Genomic DNA, 16,076 nt, shown 5'->3' with positions numbered 1-16,076 from the left:
ACCTCGCGGAGGATTGTCGGTCCTGCCCGCTAGCGTGAGCGCGACCCACAAAGACCAGCCCGGACGAGAAGGCGGACCACAGCGATGCCACCCGCAGCACCCGACAGAGACAAGGCCCTCGAACTCGCGCTGGCCCAGATCGACAAGCAGTTCGGCAAGGGCTCGGTGATGCGCCTCGGTGAAGAGGGGCGCCCGCCGATCGAGGTCATCCCGACCGGCTCCATCGCCCTGGACGTGGCCCTGGGCATCGGCGGCCTGCCGCGTGGCCGGGTCGTGGAGATCTACGGTCCGGAGTCCTCCGGTAAGACCACGGTCGCCCTGCACGCGGTGGCCAACGCGCAGAAGAACGGCGGCATCGCCGCCTTCATCGACGCCGAGCACGCGCTCGACCCCGACTACGCCAAGGCCCTCGGCGTGGACACCGACGCGCTGCTGGTCTCCCAGCCGGACACCGGCGAGCAGGCGCTGGAGATCGCGGACATGCTGATCCGCTCCGGCGCGCTGGACGTGCTGGTGATCGACTCGGTGGCCGCGCTGGTGCCCCGCGCCGAGATCGAGGGCGAGATGGGCGACAGCCACGTCGGCCTCCAGGCCCGGCTGATGAGCCAGGCGCTGCGGAAGCTCACCGGTGCGCTGCACAACTCCGGCACCACCGCGATCTTCATCAACCAGCTGCGCGAGAAGGTCGGCGTCATGTTCGGCAGCCCGGAGACCACCACCGGTGGCAAGGCGCTGAAGTTCTACGCCTCGGTGCGCCTGGACGTGCGCCGCATCGAGACGCTCAAGGACAGCGGCGACGCGGTCGGCAACCGCACCCGCGTCAAGGTGGTCAAGAACAAGGTGGCCCCGCCGTTCAAGCAGGCCGAGTTCGACATCATCTACGGCGTCGGCATCAGCCGCGAGGGCTCGCTGATCGACGTCGGCGTCGAGCAGGGCATCGTGCGCAAGTCCGGCGCTTGGTACACCTACGAGGGCGACCAGCTGGGCCAGGGCAAGGAGAACGCCCGCAAGTTCATGCGGGAGAACCCGGACGTGGCCAACGAGATCGAGAAGCGCATCAAGGAGAAGCTGGGCATCGGCGCCAAGCTCGACGCCGACGACACCGCGCCCGCTCCGGTCGACTTCTGACCGTGCGCTCCGAACAGGGCAGGCAGGAGCAGCCGCAGGATCCCGTGGCCTACGCCAGGGATGTGTGCCTGCGGCTGCTCACCGCCCGCCCGCGCACCAAGGCGGAGCTGGCGCAGAGCCTGGCGCGCAAGGGAGTGGAGCCGGAGGTCGCGGAGACGGTGCTGGCCCGCCTGGACGAGGTGGGCCTGGTCGACGACGCCGCCTTCGCCGAGGTCTGGGTCCGCTCCCGGCACGCCTACCAGGGCATGGCCCGCCGCGCCCTGAGCGTCGAGCTCCGCCGCAAGGGCGTCGCCGACGAGGTGGCCGCCGAAGCGGTGGCCGCGGTGGACCCCGAGGCCGAGGAAACCCGAGCCAGGGACCTGGTCCGCAAACGCCTCCGCGGCGGCAGCCTCCAGTCCGCCGACGAACAAACCCGCATCCGCCGCCTGGTCGGCATGCTGGCCCGCAAGGGCTACTCCGAGGGCCTGGCCTTCCGCGTGGTCCGCGAAGAACTCCGCGAAGCCGACCTGGACGCCACCCTCCTGGACAACCCCCCAGACTGACCCACCCAGCCCATGCCGCCACCCCGCACCACACCGCGGCTGCCGGAAACCCCGGCCGGCCTGGCTGGCCCCGGCGGCGTGGCTCACCCCGGCACGGCGGATCGCGCCGGCGGGGCAGGACCGCCTTGGCCGCCGGAACACGTGAGCGGAGCGCATCGCGTGGGCGGTCGGAGCACGTGGGCGGTCGGAGCACGCGGGCGCGCGGTTTGCGTGGGCGGTCGGAGCACGCGGGCGCGCGGTTTGCGCGGGCGGTCGGAGCACGTGGGCGCGGTCTGCGCGGGCGGAGCGGAGCACGTGGGCGGAATGGATCGCGTGGGCGCGGGTTGCGTGGCGGCCCGAATCGCGTGGGCGCGCAGGTTGCGTGGGCGGCCCGAATCGTGCGGGCGCATGGTTTGCGTTGGCGGAGCGGCGATTCCGGGCGGCCAGCGCCGTTGGCGGCAACTCCGGCGAGAAGCGTGCCGCTCCGGCCCGGCGTCCGAGAAGCCATGCTGCCAGGAGAAGCCACGCTGCCGGGGAAGCAGCACTGCCGAAGCCGCTCCCGCCGAACGCCGCCCGCCCCTGCCAGCCCCGCCTCCGACTCGTCGCAGCTTCGTTCCCAGCGCGCTCCCGCCCCCACCGCAGCTCGCCCAACTGCACTCCGCCCGAGCCGCGCTTCTGCTCCAGCCCGCCGCCCAGGAGCCATGTCACCCACGAAGCCGCGACGCCCAGGAAGTTGCGCAGCCCAGGAAGCCGCACCGCTGGGGAAGTTGCGCCGCCGGGGAAGACGCACCACTGGGGAAGCCGCGTTGCCGAGGCCGCTCTCGCCGAACGTCGCCCCGCCCAGCCCAGCCCAGCCCCGCCCAGCCCAGCCCCGCCAGCCCCGCCCCGCCCCGCCGTGCCAGCCCCGCCCAGCCTCGCCCCGCCCCGCCGTGCCAGCCCCGCCTCCGACTTGCCCCAGCCGCCTTCCCGCCTCAGCCGCGCTTCCACTGCGCCCCGCCTTCGCTCCCCCACCGCGCAGCCCAGCCCCACCGCCCCGCCCCACCCCGCCACCGGAACCACCCAACCCACCGGAACCCGGGAGCCGCCACCCATGCCGAAGCCGCCGAAGCCGCCGCCCGACCCACTGGAGTCCCTGCGCGCCCTGTGTCTCGCCCTCCCCGAGACCACCGAGCGCCTGAGCCACGGCGAGCCGACCTGGTTCATCCGTGGCAAGAAGACCTTCGTCATGTACGCCAACCACCACCACGACAACCGCCTCGCCTTCTGGTGCGCGGCCCCGCTCGGCGCCCAGGAAGCGCTGGTCGGGGCTGAGCCGGAGCGCTATTTCCGGCCGCCCTATGTCGGGCACCGGGGGTGGCTCGGGGTCTACCTGGATGTGGGTGGGCTGGACTGGGCCGAGGTTGGGGAACTGGTCGAGGACGCTTTCCGGGTGGTGGCGCCAAAAACGTTGATCGCTCGACTGGATGGGGCGTAGCGGCAACTACTGTTCCCGCAGTACTATGCCTGTAGTGGTTAGCGGGGGAGGCTTGGTGGTTCAGAACCCGGCTCGGCGGGCGGCGCTGGTCAACGCGGCGGTGGAGGTGCTGGCGCGGGAGGGGGCCAGGGGGTTGACGTTCCGGGCCGTGGATGTCGAGGCCGGGGTGCCGAACGGGACCGCGTCCAACTACTTCGCCAACCGGGACGACCTGCTCAACCAGGTCGGCGGGCAGATCCACCTGCGGCTGGGGCCGGATCCGGCGCAGCTGGCCGTCACCATGCGGGCGCCCCGGCGGCGGGAGCTGGTGGAGACCCTGATGCACCAGCTGGTGGCGCGGATCGAGCATGATCCGGCCGGGTACCTGGCGTTGCAGGAGCTGCGGCTGGAGGCGACCCGGCGGCCGGAGCTGCGGGCGGCGCTGACCGAGACCTTGCAGGCCAACTTCGACTCCTCCGTCCAGTTCCACACCGACAGCGGGCTGCCGGGCGGGGCGGAGACGGTGGCCCTGCTCTACCTGGCGATGACCGGACTGGTGATCGAGCACCTGACCCTGCCGGAGGCGATGCGGCCGTTCGCGGCCAAGGACCTGGTCCCGGAGCTGGTGCGGCGGATCGTGCCGGAGGAGTGACCGGGTTCAGAAGAACTCGTCCAGCAGGCGGTGGAAGCGGATCCGGGACGGGTCCAGGCCGGTGAAGTCGTAGCGGGCCAGGAAACGCGCCGGGTCCAGGCCCGCGCGGGTCAGGCTCCGGGTGGCCAGCGCCAGGTCCAGGTGGCGGTCGGCGACGCCGAGGCGGCCCAGGTCCAGCACGCCGGTCACGGCGAGGGTGTCCGGGTCGAGCAGGACGTTCGGGGTGCACAGGTCACCGTGGCTGACCACCGGGTCCTCGTCGGCCGGGAGGGTGCGGTCGAGCTCGGCCACCAGGTCCGCGGCGGACCAGCCCACGTACTCGGGAGCCAGGTCGGTGAGGTCGATCAGGTCCGCCGCGGCGGCGGCCTTGGCCAGCGGCACGGTGACCGCGTGGCGGCGGTCGAACGGGCAGTCGGCGACCGGGAGGGCGTGCAGCGCGCGGGCCAGGCCGGCCACCGCGCCCACCACGCCCCCGGCCTGCTCGACCGGCCACGGGTCGCTGACCGGGCGGCCCGGCAGCGCCCGGGTCACCAGCCAGGAGAAGCCGTCGCGGTCGCCGTGCTCCACCACCTCCGGGGCCGGGAAGCCCTGGGCGGCCAGCCAGGCGCAGCGGGCGGCCTCGGCGGCGGGGGCGGCGGTCGGGTCGGGGTGTGGCGGGGTGAGGGCGACCTTGAGATAGACCTCGCCGGCCCGCCAGACCTGGGCGCCGGACTCGCCGAGGGTGACCGGTGTCCAGTCCCGGCCGTACCGCCTGCCCAGTTCGGTGAGTGGTTCAGCCACTGCGGTCGGGGCCGGCGCGGGTCGGCTCGATGCGCACCAGCACCCGTTGCTCCGAGGTCATCGCGGCGCGGTACTCCGCCCAGTCCGGGTGCTCGCCGGACACGCGGCGGTAGTAGTCCTCCAGGCCGGGCATCGCCTCGGGCAGCTCCAGCACGCTCGCCGTGCCCTCGACCTGGATCCACCGCCCGAAGAAGGCATCCGGCAGCACGCACAGCCACACCCGGGGATCGCGGCGCAGGTTCTTCACCTTGAACGCGGTGGTCCGGCTGCTGACCACGATCGCGCCGTCCTCGGCGACCGCGGCCAGCACCGGCGACATCTGCGGACTGCCGTCGGCGCGGGTGGTGGCCAGCACCGCGCGCGGCTGCTCCCTGATGATCTGGCGTGCCTCAGCGAGATCCATCACCCCATCATGCCCCGAGGGCCGGATAATCGCGCGAGCGCTGTCGGTGCGACCGCCTACTATCCGGCCGTGACGACTCGGGACCACACACTTCGCGCCACCCACGTTGTCTGGGACTGGAACGGCACCCTGCTGGATGACAACCAGGCCGTGCTCGACTCGGTGAACCAGGTCTGCGCCGGGTTCGGGCGGCCCTCGATCACCATGGACTTCTGGCGGGACACCTTCTCCCGGCCGCTGGTCGCCTGCTACGAGCGGCTGCTGGACCGGCAGCTGAGCGTGGAGGACTGGGTCCAGCTGGACAAGACCTACCACGAGGCCTACCGCGCGGTGCTGGACACCTGCGCGCTGGCCACCGGGGTGCCGACGGCCTTGCACGGCTGGGCGGCCACCGGCGGCACCCAGTCACTGCTGTCCATGTGGTTCCACCACGAGCTGGTCCCGCTGATCACCCAGTTCGGCCTGCTGGAGCTGTTCGCCAGGGTGGACGGGCTGCGGGTGGACACCGGCGGCGGCTCCAAGGCCGAGCACCTCATCGAGCACCTGGCCGCGCAGCAGCTCGACCCGGCCGAGGTGGTGCTGATCGGGGACGTGGTCGACGACTCCGACGCCGCCGAAGCGGCCGGCGCCGCCTGCGTCCTGGTCACCACGGGAGTGATGAGCCGACGGAAGCTGGCAGCCACCGGCCGCCCGGTGGTGGACTCGATCCCAGAGGCGCTGGCCCTGCTCCAGCGGCCCTAGTCCGAGCCCGGTTCCTCACTGCACCGAAACGAAGCCCGGGGCGTCGTTTCGGTGCAGTGAGACGCGGGTGGCGACGCTGTCGTCGTTCACCGCGAAGGTGTAGCTCGCGTGCTCGCTGCCCGGCACCGGCGTCCGGAACAGGTGGTGCTGCCGCTCGTCCTGGGCGAGCCGAGGGTAGATCGCCTTGACGTCGCTCAGCGGCATGTTGTTCCAGGCGCCCTCGCGGGTGAGCGCCCGCGCGGTCGCGCTGATGGACTGGATCCGGCCGTCGCGCCCGATCACCACGTCACCGGACTCGGCGCCGGTTCCCTCGCCCGCGACGAACCGGTAGGTGACCCAGCCGTCCGCCGCCCGCCGCCCGATGAGCAGCCCGGTGGCCACGGCCTGCGCCTCGGTCATGTTCAGCTTGACCGACTTGTAGCCGTCCGGACCGAGGTAGGGCAGCGCGGACCGGGCCGCCGACAGCGCGGAGAAGCTGCCCAGCACCTTGGCCGCCGCGGGGAGTGCGACATCCGACACGAGCCTGCGCGCGAGCGCCTTCATGAACTTGTCCCCCCAGAGGGTTTCAGTTGTGCCCGGCACCCCCCTGGCACCGGCTCCACCATCAAACACGTTCAGCTCCCGCCGGAGGTTGCCTCGGGGACGAGAACTTTTCGCCCTCATCGGGGGGACAACGGCCGGTCAGGCTCCGCAGCCGGGGTCCTCGTCGTTCTGCAGCGAGATGTCGGTCGCGATGCCCTGGTCGTTGTTCACCGTGAACACGTAGATCGCGGCGCTGTTGCCGGGGACCGGGGCGCGGTACAGGGCGGGCCGCGGGTCCCGGACGAGCTCGGGGTAGATCGCCTTGAGGTCGTTGACGTGCATGTTCTCCCAGGCGCCCTCGCGGGTGAGCATCCGCGAGGTGGCGTTGATCGAGTGCACCTTGCCGTTCAAGCCGATCACCACGTCGCCGTACTCGGAGCCGGTGCCCTCGCTGGCCACGAACCGGTAGGTGGTGCAGCTGCCCATCCGCTGCTTGTCGGTGAGCAGACCGGTGGCCGCCGCCTCCGCCTCGCTCTGGTTCAGCTTCAGGCTCTTGTACCCGTCCGGGCCGAGGAAGGGCAGCGTGTCCGGGGCGGCCGAGGCGGTGGCGCCACCCAGGACGGTGAGCGCCGCGGCCGTGGCGACCGCGGGCGCGGGCGTACGCACGAGCTTGTGCATTCCGTTGTCCCCCAACAGGATTGATGATGCTCCGGCGCTCCCTGCGCTGGTCGGTGAGGAACTTCTCTCAGAGTTGGCTGGCCTGCAGGCCGAAGTCGGTGACCCGGCCGCCGTCCACGGTGAACCAGTAGTGCGCGCGCGGATTTCCCGGCGCGGCCGCGCGGTAGATCCAGTCGCACAGCCGGTCGCGGCGCAGCACCGGGTAGGCGTCGCGCAGGTCGGCCAGCTCGCTGCCGCGCCAGATGCCTTGCGGGGTCAGCATCTTGGACGTGCCGCCGATCATGACCACGCCGTTGGTCGGGGAGATGAACACCCCGCTGGTCTTCGGCTGGCTGCCCTCGGAGCCGGCGAACCGGTAGAAGCGGCACACCCCGCTGGTGTCGTCTGAGGTGAGCAGCCCGGTGGCCACCGCGTCCGCCTCGCTCATGCCCAGTCGCAGCGCCCGGTAGCCGTGCGCGTGCAGAAGTCGTTGAGCGAGGTCCGTGCTTGCCGCTACGGACTCCGCGAGCTCGGTCATGGTCCACCCCCGTGGCAGAAGAAAGGCGCTGACACTTCTGACACGTCCCGGCGGCGCGGCTGGTTGCCGATCTTCCGGACCTTTTTTGCCACTTCCCCCGATCAGGTGACGATCGGCGCGCGCGAACCTCGACCGGCCGCCGCTCGTTGCGGAAGTGGGACGGCAGCTGTCTGGAATGAGGTGTCAGCGCATGACGAACCGGTTGACCAGGGACTTTCCCGTGATCGTGGTGGGTGCGGGCGCCTCGGGCATCGGGGCCGCGGTGCGGCTGCGCGGGAGCGGTTTCACCGACTTCGCGGTGCTGGAGAAGGCCGCCGAGCTGGGCGGCACCTGGCGGGACAACACCTACCCCGGCTGCGCCTGCGACGTGCCCTCGGCGCTGTACTCCTACTCCTTCGCACCCAACCCGGAGTGGCGCAGGGCCTTCGCCACCCAGCCGGAGATCCGCCGCTACCTGGCCGACGTGGCGGTGCGCTACCGGGTCACCGGGCACCTGCGGTTCGGGGTGGAGGTGCTGGCCGCGCGCTGGGACGGCGCCCGCTGGGTGCTGGAGACCACCGGGGGCCGCTACACCGCGCGGGTGCTGATCGCCGGGGCCGGGCCGTGGCACCAGCCGAAGATGCCGGAGATCCCGGGGCTGGCGGACTTCCCCGGCGAGAGCTTCCACTCGGCGCGCTGGAACCACGACTACGACCTCACCGGCAAACGGGTCGCGGTGGTCGGCAGCGGGGCCTCCGCGGTGCAGTTCGTGCCCAAGATCGCGCCCGAGGTGGCCGAGCTGCACCTGTTCCAGCGGACCGCGCAGTGGGTGCTGCCCAAGCCGGACCACCACGTGCCGCGGCTGGAACGCTGGCTGCTGCGGACCTTCCCGCGCGCGCAGCGGGCGCTGCGGGCGGCCGAGTACGCCGGGATGGAGGCGCTGGGCGTGGGCTTCCGGCATCCCTGGCTGCTGCGGATCGTGCAGCAGGCCGGACGGCTGCACCTGCGCGCCACGGTGCCGGACCCCGCGCTGCGGGTGGTGCTGACCCCGGACTACACGTTGGGCTGCAAGCGGTTGCTGCTGTCCAACACCTACTACCGGTCGCTGACCAAGCCCAACGTGACCGTGCACCCGACCGAGCTGAGCCGGATCGAGGGCAACGTGGTCATCGGCGCGGACGGGCGGCGCAGCGAGGTGGACGCGATCATCTTCGGCACCGGCTTCCACATCACCGACATGCCGGTGGCCGACCGGGTCTTCGACGCCCAGGGCCGCAGCCTGGCCGCGGTGTGGGGCGGCAGCCCCCGGGCCTATCTCGGCACCTCGGTGGCCGGGTTCCCGAACCTGTTCCTGTTGCTGGGCCCCAACCTGGGCACCGGGCACTCCTCGGCGATGGCCATCATCGAGGCGCAGCTGGCGCACGTGCTGTCCGCGGTGCGGCTGCTGGCCGAGCGGGACTGGCCCGCGCTGTCGGTGCGGCCGGAGCTGCAGGAGCGGTTCAACGCGGCGGCGCAGCGGGCGCTGGCCGGCACCGTGTACAACGCGGGCGGCTGCTCCAGCTACTACCTGGATGCCAACGGGCGCAACAGTTTCTCCTGGCCGTGGTCGACCGGTGAGCTGACCCGCAGGGTAGGGGAGTTCGACGTGGCGGACTACCTGGTGCACGAGACCGCCGCGGAGGCCCGGCCTGGGCCTCGGCTGAGCAGCTGAGGCCCGCGGCGGGCGGCAGGGACGGGGCGGGTCAGCTCAGGGCGTGCGCCATGCGGGTGATCAGGTCGCGGGACCTGTTCTGGCACAGGGAGATCTCGTCCAGGTCGGTCAGGATGCGGCGGTAGGTGGCCAGGTCCTCCTCGGACTCCAGGTACAGGTCCTGGGTCTCCTGGGGCAGGTGCACCACCGGGCGGTCGTCGCCGTAGTGCAGCAGGGTGAACGCGCCGGCCAGGCCGGGGTGGGCGCCCGCGGACAGCGGCACCACCCGGATCGTCACGTGCTCCCAGTTGCCGAGGGAGACCAGGCGTCGCAGTTGGTCGTTCATCACCTTGGCGTCGCCGACGGTGCGGCGCAGCGCGGACTCGTCCAGGTGGAACAGCGCGGTCGGTGGATAGGCCCTGCGCAGCGGCGATGGTCGTTCCGGCGGCTGGCCGAGCACCGCGGCGTAGGCCTCGGTGCGCAGCAGCGGCGGGATCAGCGCCGGGGCGTAGGTCTGGATCGAGCGGGCCTGGTTCTCCTGCGAGGCGCGCGGGCGGGGGCAGGCCCACACGCCCTCGGGGGCGTCCCGCAGCAGTTCGAGCAGGCGGGTGGTCTCGGTGTCGTTGGCGCCGTAGAAGCCGAGCACGTAGGCCACGTCGGCGATGGTGGTGCCGCGGTCGCCGGTCTCCAGCCGGGAGATCTTGCTGTGCGACCAGCCGGTGCGGCGGGCCAGGTCCATGCCGGTGTACCCGGCCTGTTCGCGCTTGCGGCGCAGTTCGGCGCCGAGGGCGCGGGCGCGGATGGAGGGGGGTTGGGAGGGCATGGGACCGAATGTATTGGGGGGTGGGGGCGGAGGGTGGGGTGGCGCGGGGGAATCGCTGAAAGGTGTGGGGGTGTGCCGGGGTGGCACAGCGAGAAGCGGGAAAACAGTCACTGCGCGTGCCGGGGTGCCGGGGGCGGGGCGGGGTGGTCGCCGCCGCGGGTGGCGCTGCGGGCGATGGTTGGCGCGAAGTTGTTGGCGGGCAAGGCTTTGCCGCCGGTGACCGAGGTGCGGTGGCCACCCGAACCGGTGAAGTGTCCGGGCTCGCCGGGGACTGGCCCCGGCGAGAACCCGGACTGGGCAACAACATCAGCCCAGCAACATCAGCCCAGCGCCGCGGCCTCCGCCGCCAGCTTCTCCACCGCGGCCCAGTCGCCGGCGGCCAGCGCGGCCTTCGGGGTCAGCCAGGAACCGCCGACGCAGGAGACGTTCGGCAGCGCCAGGTAGCCGCGGGCGCTGGTGACGGTGATGCCGCCGGTCGGGCAGAACCGCAGCTGCGGCAGCGGACCGGAGAGCGCCTTGAGGAAGGTGGTGCCGCCGGACTGCTCGGCCGGGAAGAACTTCAGCGTGTCGTGCCCGCGCTCGGCCAGCTTCAGCGCCTCGGAGATGGTGGCCGCGCCGGGCAGGAACGGCACGCCGGAGCCCTCCAGCGCGGTCAGCAGGCTGTCCGTGGTGCCCGGGGTGACCAGGAACCGGCTGCCCGCCTTGAGCGAGGCGTCCACCTGGTCCGGGGTGATCACGGTGCCCGCGCCGACCAGGATCTCCGGCACCTCGGCCGCGATCCGCTCGATCGCGGGCAGGCCGGCCGCGGTGCGCAGGGTCACCTCGATGACGCCGATCCCGCCGCGCGCCAACGCCTTCGCCAGCGGCACGGCGTGGTCGACCTCGTCGATGACGACGACCGGGATGACGGGGGAGACGGCGAGAAGCTCCCGTGCGGTGGTCACTGAACTACCTCCATCGGCAGGCCCGGGGTCGCGGGCAGGGGGAAAACACTGGCGCCCTGGCTGGCCGGGCCGACCGCGGTGCGCAACGCGCCGAAGAGCTCCCGGCCGACGCCGACCCACTCCTCCTCGGCGGGCGGGCCGTCCACGACCGCGCGGGCGGCCAGCTCGGCGTCGGGCACCAGGACCTCCAGGATGCCCGCCTCGGCGTCCAGGCGGATCATGTCGCCGTCGCGGACCCTGGCCAGCATGCCGCCGACCGCGGCCTCCGGGGTGAGCTGGATGGCGGCCGGGATCTTGCCGGAGGCGCCGGACATCCGGCCGTCGGTGACCAGGGCGACCCGGTGGCCGCGGTCCATCAGCACGCCCAGCGCCGGGGTCAGCCCGTGCAGCTCCGGCATGCCGTTGGCGCGCGGGCCCTGGTTGCGCACCACCACGACCACGTCGCCGTCCACCTCACCGGCGGCGAAGGCGGCGGTGACGGCGTGCTGGTCGGTGAAGACCCGCGCCGGCGCGTGCACCACCCGGTGCTCGGGCGCCACCGCGGACACCTTGATCACCGAGGTGCCCAGGTTGCCGTGCAGCACGCGCAGCCCGCCGTCGGCGGCGAACGGCGCGCGCACCGAGGTCAGCACCTCCGGCGCCTGGCTGTGCGCCGGCGCGTCCCGCCAGGTCAGCACGCCGTCGAGCAGGGTCGGCTCCTGCCGGTAGCGGTGCAGGCCGGGACCGGCGATGGTGCGCACGTCGGCGTGCACCAGACCGGCCGCCAGCAGCTCGCCGACCAGGTAGGGCACCCCGCCCGCGGCGTGGAAGTGGTTGATGTCCGCGCTGCCGTTGGGGTAGACCCGCGCCAGCAGCGGCACCACCCGGGACAGGTCGCTGAAGTCGTCCCAGGTCAGCTGGATGCCCGCGGCCGCGGCGATGGCCGGCAGGTGCAGGGTGTGGTTGGTGGACCCGCCGGTGGCCAGCAGCGCGACCACGCCGTTGACCACGCTGCGCTCGTCCACCACCTCGCCGATCGGGGTGTACTCGCCGCGCCCGTGCGCCAGCTCCACCACCCGGCGGCTGGCGTGCTCGGTCAGCGCCCGGCGCAGGCCGGTGTCCGGCGGCACGAAGCTCGCGCCGGGCAGGTGCAGGCCCATCACCTCGACGACCAGCTGGTTGGAGTTGGCCGTGCCGTAGAAGGTGCAGGTCCCCGGCGAGTGGTAGGAGGCGGACTCGGCCTCCAGCAGGTCCTCGCGGGTGGCCTTGCCCTCGGCGAAGAGCTGCCGGATCCTGGCCTTCTCCTTGTTCGGCAGCCCGGAGGCCATCGGCCCGGCCGGGATCAGCACGGTCGGCAGGTGCCCGAAGGCCAGCGCGCCGATCAGCAGGCCCGGCACGATCTTGTCGCACACGCCGAGCAGCAGCGCGCCGTCGAACATCTCGTGCGAGAGCGCCACGCCGGTGGCCATCGCGATGACCTCCCGGCTGAACAGGGACAGCTCCATGCCGCCCCGGCCCTGGGTGATCCCGTCGCACATGGCCGGCACGCCGCCGGCGAACTGGGCCACCCCACCGGCCTCGCGCACCGCGGCCTTGATGATCTCCGGGTAGTCGGCGAACGGCTTGTGCGCGGAGAGCATGTCGTTGTAGCTGCTCACGATGGCCACCCCGGGTGCCCGGTTGGCCCGCAGCAACGCCCGGTCCGGGCCGGTGATGCCCGCGAACCCGTGCGCCAGGTTGCTGCAACCCAGGCCGCCGCGCGCCGGTCCCTCACCGGCCGCGGTGGCGAGTCGCCGCAGGTAGGCCGCGCGGGAACGCGCACTGCGGGCGGCGATCCTGGCGGTCACATCCGCTATCACGGGATGCAGCTGGCTCATGCCGTGGCTCCTCGTCGGTCACTGGGCCACCGGAGTGGCCCCGCGGAGACGACCTTGGCGCCGCGTAGCTGGCAGTCAGTACGGCTCACACGTTAGGCGTAACTCCCCGGTAACAGCAAAACCGATACAGAAGCGTGAGGCCGCACAATTTCGCCCGTTTGAGGCCACTGGATGAAACCTGGCGTGTGGGCCTTGTCACAAGGTCCAGTTTCCAGGCAGAGTCTGCGAGACCACCACGACGCGTCGAGGGAGGTGTTCGGTATGCCGGACACGGAACTGGCCGCCCTGCAGCGAGCTATCGGCGAGCTCCGCCAGAGCCTCACCCAGCTGCGGCTTCGCTATGGCGACACCACCGCGGTGCGGCGGATCGCCAACGATGTCGACCGGCTCGACATCGATGCCGCCGAACTGTCTTCCCTGCCGATCCCGCGCACCGCGGGCGAACGGGAGATGGTCGTCGTCTCCGACACCCCGTACGACCCCGACCTGTGGCGCGGGGCCGATGACGAGGGCGTCGGCGGCTACCGGGCACACCGGTAAGGACGACCGGACCGTCTCGGTCGAGACGGGGCACCACCCGCTGACTCGCAACGACGCGGACTCCAGCGAACAAGGGACACCATGACGGTTTCCGACAACGCCGCCGGTCGGGCGCGCATCGACGCACGCACGTTGCGCACCGACCGGTGGTGGCTTTCCCCGCTGCTGACCTTCGCCGGACTGGCCACGTTCGTCATCTACGGGCTGGTCCGCACCTTCATGAACAGCGCGTACTGGGTGCCCCAGTACCAGTACCTGGCGCCGTTCTACTCACCCTGCCTGTCCGAGGCCTGTGTGGAGGGCTCGGCCCACTTCGGCCGCTGGTTCCCCGATCTCGGCTTCCTGGTCACCCCGCCGCTGTTCGTGCTGCCGTTCGTGCTGGGCTTCCGGCTGACCTGCTACTACTACCGCAAGGCCTACTACCGGGCGTTCTGGCTCTCGCCCCCGGCCTGCGCGGTCGCCGAGCCGCACGCGAAGTACACCGGCGAGACCCGGTTCCCGCTGATCGTGCAGAACATCCACCGTTATTTCTTCTATGCGGCCATCCCGGTGGCCAGCATCCTCACCTGGGACGCGGTGATCGCCTTCACCGGCAAGGACGGCGGCTTCGGCATCGGACTGGGCACCCTGGTCCTGGTCACCAACGTGGTGCTGATCTGGGCGTACACCCTGTCCTGCCACTCCTGCCGGCACATCATCGGCGGCAGGCTCACGCACTTCTCCAAGCACCCGGTGCGGTACTGGCTGTGGACCAAGGTGTCCAAGCTCAACAGCAGGCACATGCAGCTGGCCTGGGCCTCACTGGCCTCGGTCGGCCTGGCGGACCTCTACGTCTCGCTGGTCGCCAGCGGCGTGCTGACCGACCTGCGCCTGTTCAACTGACCATCCCGGGCTTCTGACAACCAAGGGAATCTGACACGGCATGAGTGAAGTCGAACGGCACAGCTACGACGTCGTGGTGATCGGTGCCGGCGGCGCTGGCCTGCGCGCGGCGATCGAGGCCAGGGAACACGGCATGCGGGTGGCGATCGTGTGCAAGTCCCTGTTCGGCAAGGCGCACACGGTGATGGCCGAGGGCGGTATCGCCGCGGCCATGGGCAACGTCAACTCCGGGGACAACTGGAAGGTGCACTTCCGGGACACCATGCGCGGCGGCAAGTTCCTGAACAACTGGCGGATGGCCGAGCTGCACGCCCAGGAGGCGCCGCAGCGGGTGTGGGAGCTGGAGACCTACGGCGCGCTGTTCGACCGGACCAAGGACGGCCGGATCAGCCAGCGCAACTTCGGCGGCCACGAGTACCCGCGGCTGGCCCACGTCGGCGACCGCACCGGGCTTGAGCTGATCCGCACCCTGCAACAGAAGATCGTGTCCCTGCAACAGGAGGACTTCGCCGAGTCCGGTGACTACGAGGCCAGGCTGAAGGTCTTCGCCGAGTGCACGGTCACCGAGCTGCTCAAGGACGGCGACCGGATCTCCGGCGCGTTCGGCTACTGGCGCGAGTCCGGCCGGTTCGTGCTGTTCGAGACCCCGGCGGTGGTGCTGGCCACCGGCGGCATCGGCAAGTCGTTCAAGGTGACCTCGAACTCCTGGGAGTACACCGGCGACGGCCACGCGCTGGCCATGCGCGCGGGCGCCTCGCTGATCAACATGGAGTTCGTGCAGTTCCACCCGACCGGCATGGTCTGGCCGCCGAGCGTGAAGGGCATCCTGGTCACCGAGTCGGTGCGCGGGGACGGCGGCGTGCTGCGCAACTCCGAGGGCCGCCGGTTCATGTTCGACTACGTGCCAGAGGTCTTCAAGGACAAGTACGCCAAGACCGAGGAGGAGGGCGACCGCTGGTACACCGACCCGGACAACAACCTCCGCCCACCGGAGCTGCTGCCCCGCGACGAGGTGGCCAGGGCGATCAACTCCGAGGTCAAGGCCGGTAGGGGCTCGCCGCACGGCGGGGTCTTCCTGGACGTCTCCAGCAGGCTGCCAGCCGAGGAGATCATCCGGCGGCTGCCGTCCATGCACCACCAGTTCAAGGAACTGGCCGATGTGGACATCACCGCGGAGCCGATGGAGGTCGGCCCGACCTGTCACTACGTGATGGGCGGGGTGCAGGTCGACCCGGACAGCGGCCAGTCCAGGGTGCCGGGCCTGTTCGCCGCCGGCGAGGTCTCCGGCGGCATGCACGGCTCGAACCGCTTGGGCGGCAACTCGTTGTCCGACCTGCTGGTCTTCGGCAAGCGCGCCGGCGCCGGTGCGGCGTCCTATGTGGAGGGTCTGGGCGCGGTGCGTCCCGCCGTGCTCCAGTCCGATGTGGACGGTGCGGCGGAGGCGGCGCTGGCCCCGTTCACCGCGGCCGCCGTGGACGGCCCGGTGGAGAACCCGTACACCATCCACACCGAGCTCCAGCAGGTGATGAACGACCTGGTCGGCATCATCCGCAAGGGCGAGGAGATGACCCTGGCCCTGAAGAAGCTGGACGACCTGCGCCGCCGCGCGGCCCAGGCGGGCGTGGAGGGCCACCGCCAGTTCAACCCCGGCTGGCACCTGGCACTGGACCTGTCCAACATGCTGCTGGTCAGCGAATGCGTGGCCAGGGCGGCCCTGGAGCGCACGGAGAGCCGGGGCGGGCACACCCGCGACGACTACCCGGCGATGGACTCCGCCTGGCGTGACACCACCCTGGTGTGCACCGCGGACAGCTCCGAGGAAGGCCGCACCGTCGCGGTGACCAGGGAGCAGCCGCAGCCGATGCGCCCGGACCTGTTGGAGCTCTTCGACATCGGCGAGCTGCGCAAGTACTACACCGAGGCCGAGCTGACCGGGCATCCGGGCGGCCAGGAAGAGCGGAGCTGAG

Annotated in this window: 17 protein-coding genes; 9 read left to right on the top strand and 8 right to left on the bottom strand. The window is 71.7% G+C overall.

The window, feature by feature from the left end; all coding sequences use genetic code 11:
- Positions 1-84: 84 nt before the first annotated feature.
- The 4 genes from recA to ACWDY5_RS33770 all read left to right on the top strand — a co-directional run bounded on the left by recA (position 85) and on the right by ACWDY5_RS33770 (position 3,754).
- The gene (gene recA / locus ACWDY5_RS33785) at positions 85-1,128 is read left to right on the top strand and encodes a recombinase RecA (protein ID WP_449726197.1); all 1,044 of its coding nucleotides are present in this window, start codon (positions 85-87) and stop codon (positions 1,126-1,128) included.
- A 2-nt stretch (positions 1,129-1,130) separates the two neighbouring features.
- Entirely contained in the window at positions 1,131-1,670 is a 540-nt protein-coding gene (locus ACWDY5_RS33780) for a regulatory protein RecX (RefSeq protein ID WP_449726196.1), read from the top strand.
- 1,069 nt (positions 1,671-2,739) lie between these two features.
- Complete coding sequence (locus ACWDY5_RS33775; protein ID WP_449726195.1) at positions 2,740-3,123, top strand: MmcQ/YjbR family DNA-binding protein; 384 nt, start codon at positions 2,740-2,742, stop codon at positions 3,121-3,123.
- A gap of 55 nt (positions 3,124-3,178) precedes the next feature.
- A complete protein-coding gene (locus ACWDY5_RS33770; RefSeq protein ID WP_449726194.1) occupies positions 3,179-3,754 on the top strand; it encodes a TetR/AcrR family transcriptional regulator in 576 nt (191 codons plus the stop codon).
- Positions 3,755-3,760: 6 nt separating this feature from the next.
- On the opposite strand, the gene ACWDY5_RS33765 is transcribed toward ACWDY5_RS33770, so the two are convergent.
- Positions 3,761-4,534: an APH(3') family aminoglycoside O-phosphotransferase gene (locus ACWDY5_RS33765; RefSeq protein ID WP_449726193.1), complete on the bottom strand. Its 774-nt coding sequence runs from the start codon at positions 4,532-4,534 to the stop codon at positions 3,761-3,763.
- Positions 4,527-4,937: a PPOX class F420-dependent oxidoreductase gene (locus ACWDY5_RS33760; RefSeq protein ID WP_449726192.1), complete on the bottom strand. Its 411-nt coding sequence runs from the start codon at positions 4,935-4,937 to the stop codon at positions 4,527-4,529. Before ACWDY5_RS33760 ends, ACWDY5_RS33765 begins: the two co-directional genes overlap by 8 nt.
- A 69-nt stretch (positions 4,938-5,006) precedes the next feature.
- On the opposite strand from ACWDY5_RS33760, the gene ACWDY5_RS33755 reads away from it, so the two are divergent.
- On the top strand, positions 5,007-5,678 hold the full coding sequence (locus tag ACWDY5_RS33755; RefSeq protein WP_449726191.1) for an HAD family hydrolase: 672 nt from the start codon (positions 5,007-5,009) through the stop codon (positions 5,676-5,678).
- Positions 5,679-5,693: 15 nt separating this feature from the next.
- Here ACWDY5_RS33755 and ACWDY5_RS33750 read toward each other — a convergent pair whose 3' ends face one another.
- From ACWDY5_RS33750 to ACWDY5_RS33740, 3 genes are all read right to left on the bottom strand, one after another.
- Entirely contained in the window at positions 5,694-6,221 is a 528-nt protein-coding gene (locus tag ACWDY5_RS33750) for a hypothetical protein (protein WP_449726190.1), read from the bottom strand.
- 138 nt (positions 6,222-6,359) lie between these two features.
- Positions 6,360-6,878 carry a hypothetical protein gene (locus ACWDY5_RS33745; protein WP_449726189.1) on the bottom strand — a complete coding sequence of 173 codons (519 nt, stop codon included), beginning with the start codon at positions 6,876-6,878 and terminating at the stop codon, positions 6,360-6,362.
- A 67-nt stretch (positions 6,879-6,945) separates the two neighbouring features.
- The gene (locus ACWDY5_RS33740; RefSeq protein ID WP_449726188.1) at positions 6,946-7,395 is read right to left on the bottom strand and encodes a hypothetical protein; all 450 of its coding nucleotides are present in this window, start codon (positions 7,393-7,395) and stop codon (positions 6,946-6,948) included.
- 190 nt (positions 7,396-7,585) lie between these two features.
- Here ACWDY5_RS33740 and ACWDY5_RS33735 point away from each other — a divergent pair, with 190 nt between their 5' ends.
- A complete protein-coding gene (locus ACWDY5_RS33735; protein WP_449726187.1) occupies positions 7,586-9,085 on the top strand; it encodes a flavin-containing monooxygenase in 1,500 nt (499 codons plus the stop codon).
- Between the two features lie 31 nt (positions 9,086-9,116).
- Here the strand turns inward: ACWDY5_RS33735 and ACWDY5_RS33730 are convergent, their stop codons facing one another.
- From ACWDY5_RS33730 to edd, 3 genes are all read right to left on the bottom strand, one after another.
- Positions 9,117-9,887, bottom strand: coding sequence for a helix-turn-helix domain-containing protein (locus ACWDY5_RS33730; protein WP_449726186.1), 771 nt, complete (start codon positions 9,885-9,887; stop codon positions 9,117-9,119).
- Between the two features lie 320 nt (positions 9,888-10,207).
- Positions 10,208-10,831 (bottom strand): bifunctional 4-hydroxy-2-oxoglutarate aldolase/2-dehydro-3-deoxy-phosphogluconate aldolase, encoded by a 624-nt coding sequence (gene eda / locus ACWDY5_RS33725; RefSeq protein WP_449726185.1) that lies wholly within the window; start codon positions 10,829-10,831, stop codon positions 10,208-10,210.
- The gene (gene edd / locus ACWDY5_RS33720) at positions 10,828-12,687 is read right to left on the bottom strand and encodes a phosphogluconate dehydratase (protein WP_449726184.1); all 1,860 of its coding nucleotides are present in this window, start codon (positions 12,685-12,687) and stop codon (positions 10,828-10,830) included. The genes eda and edd overlap by 4 nt, the downstream gene beginning before the upstream one ends.
- A 261-nt stretch (positions 12,688-12,948) precedes the next feature.
- Here edd and ACWDY5_RS33715 point away from each other — a divergent pair, with 261 nt between their 5' ends.
- The 3 genes from ACWDY5_RS33715 (at position 12,949) to ACWDY5_RS33705 (ending at position 16,075) form a co-directional block, all read left to right on the top strand.
- Positions 12,949-13,227: a hypothetical protein gene (locus ACWDY5_RS33715; protein WP_252486756.1), complete on the top strand. Its 279-nt coding sequence runs from the start codon at positions 12,949-12,951 to the stop codon at positions 13,225-13,227.
- 81 nt (positions 13,228-13,308) lie between these two features.
- Complete coding sequence (locus ACWDY5_RS33710; protein ID WP_449726183.1) at positions 13,309-14,109, top strand: hypothetical protein; 801 nt, start codon at positions 13,309-13,311, stop codon at positions 14,107-14,109.
- A 40-nt stretch (positions 14,110-14,149) separates the two neighbouring features.
- Positions 14,150-16,075, top strand: coding sequence for a fumarate reductase/succinate dehydrogenase flavoprotein subunit (locus ACWDY5_RS33705; protein ID WP_449726182.1), 1,926 nt, complete (start codon positions 14,150-14,152; stop codon positions 16,073-16,075).
- Position 16,076 lies beyond the last annotated feature (1 nt).

The organism is Crossiella sp. NPDC003009, assembly GCF_053591555.1.
The sequence above is the reverse complement of the archived record's forward strand: the minus strand, read 5'-3'. Positions and strand labels throughout refer to the sequence as shown.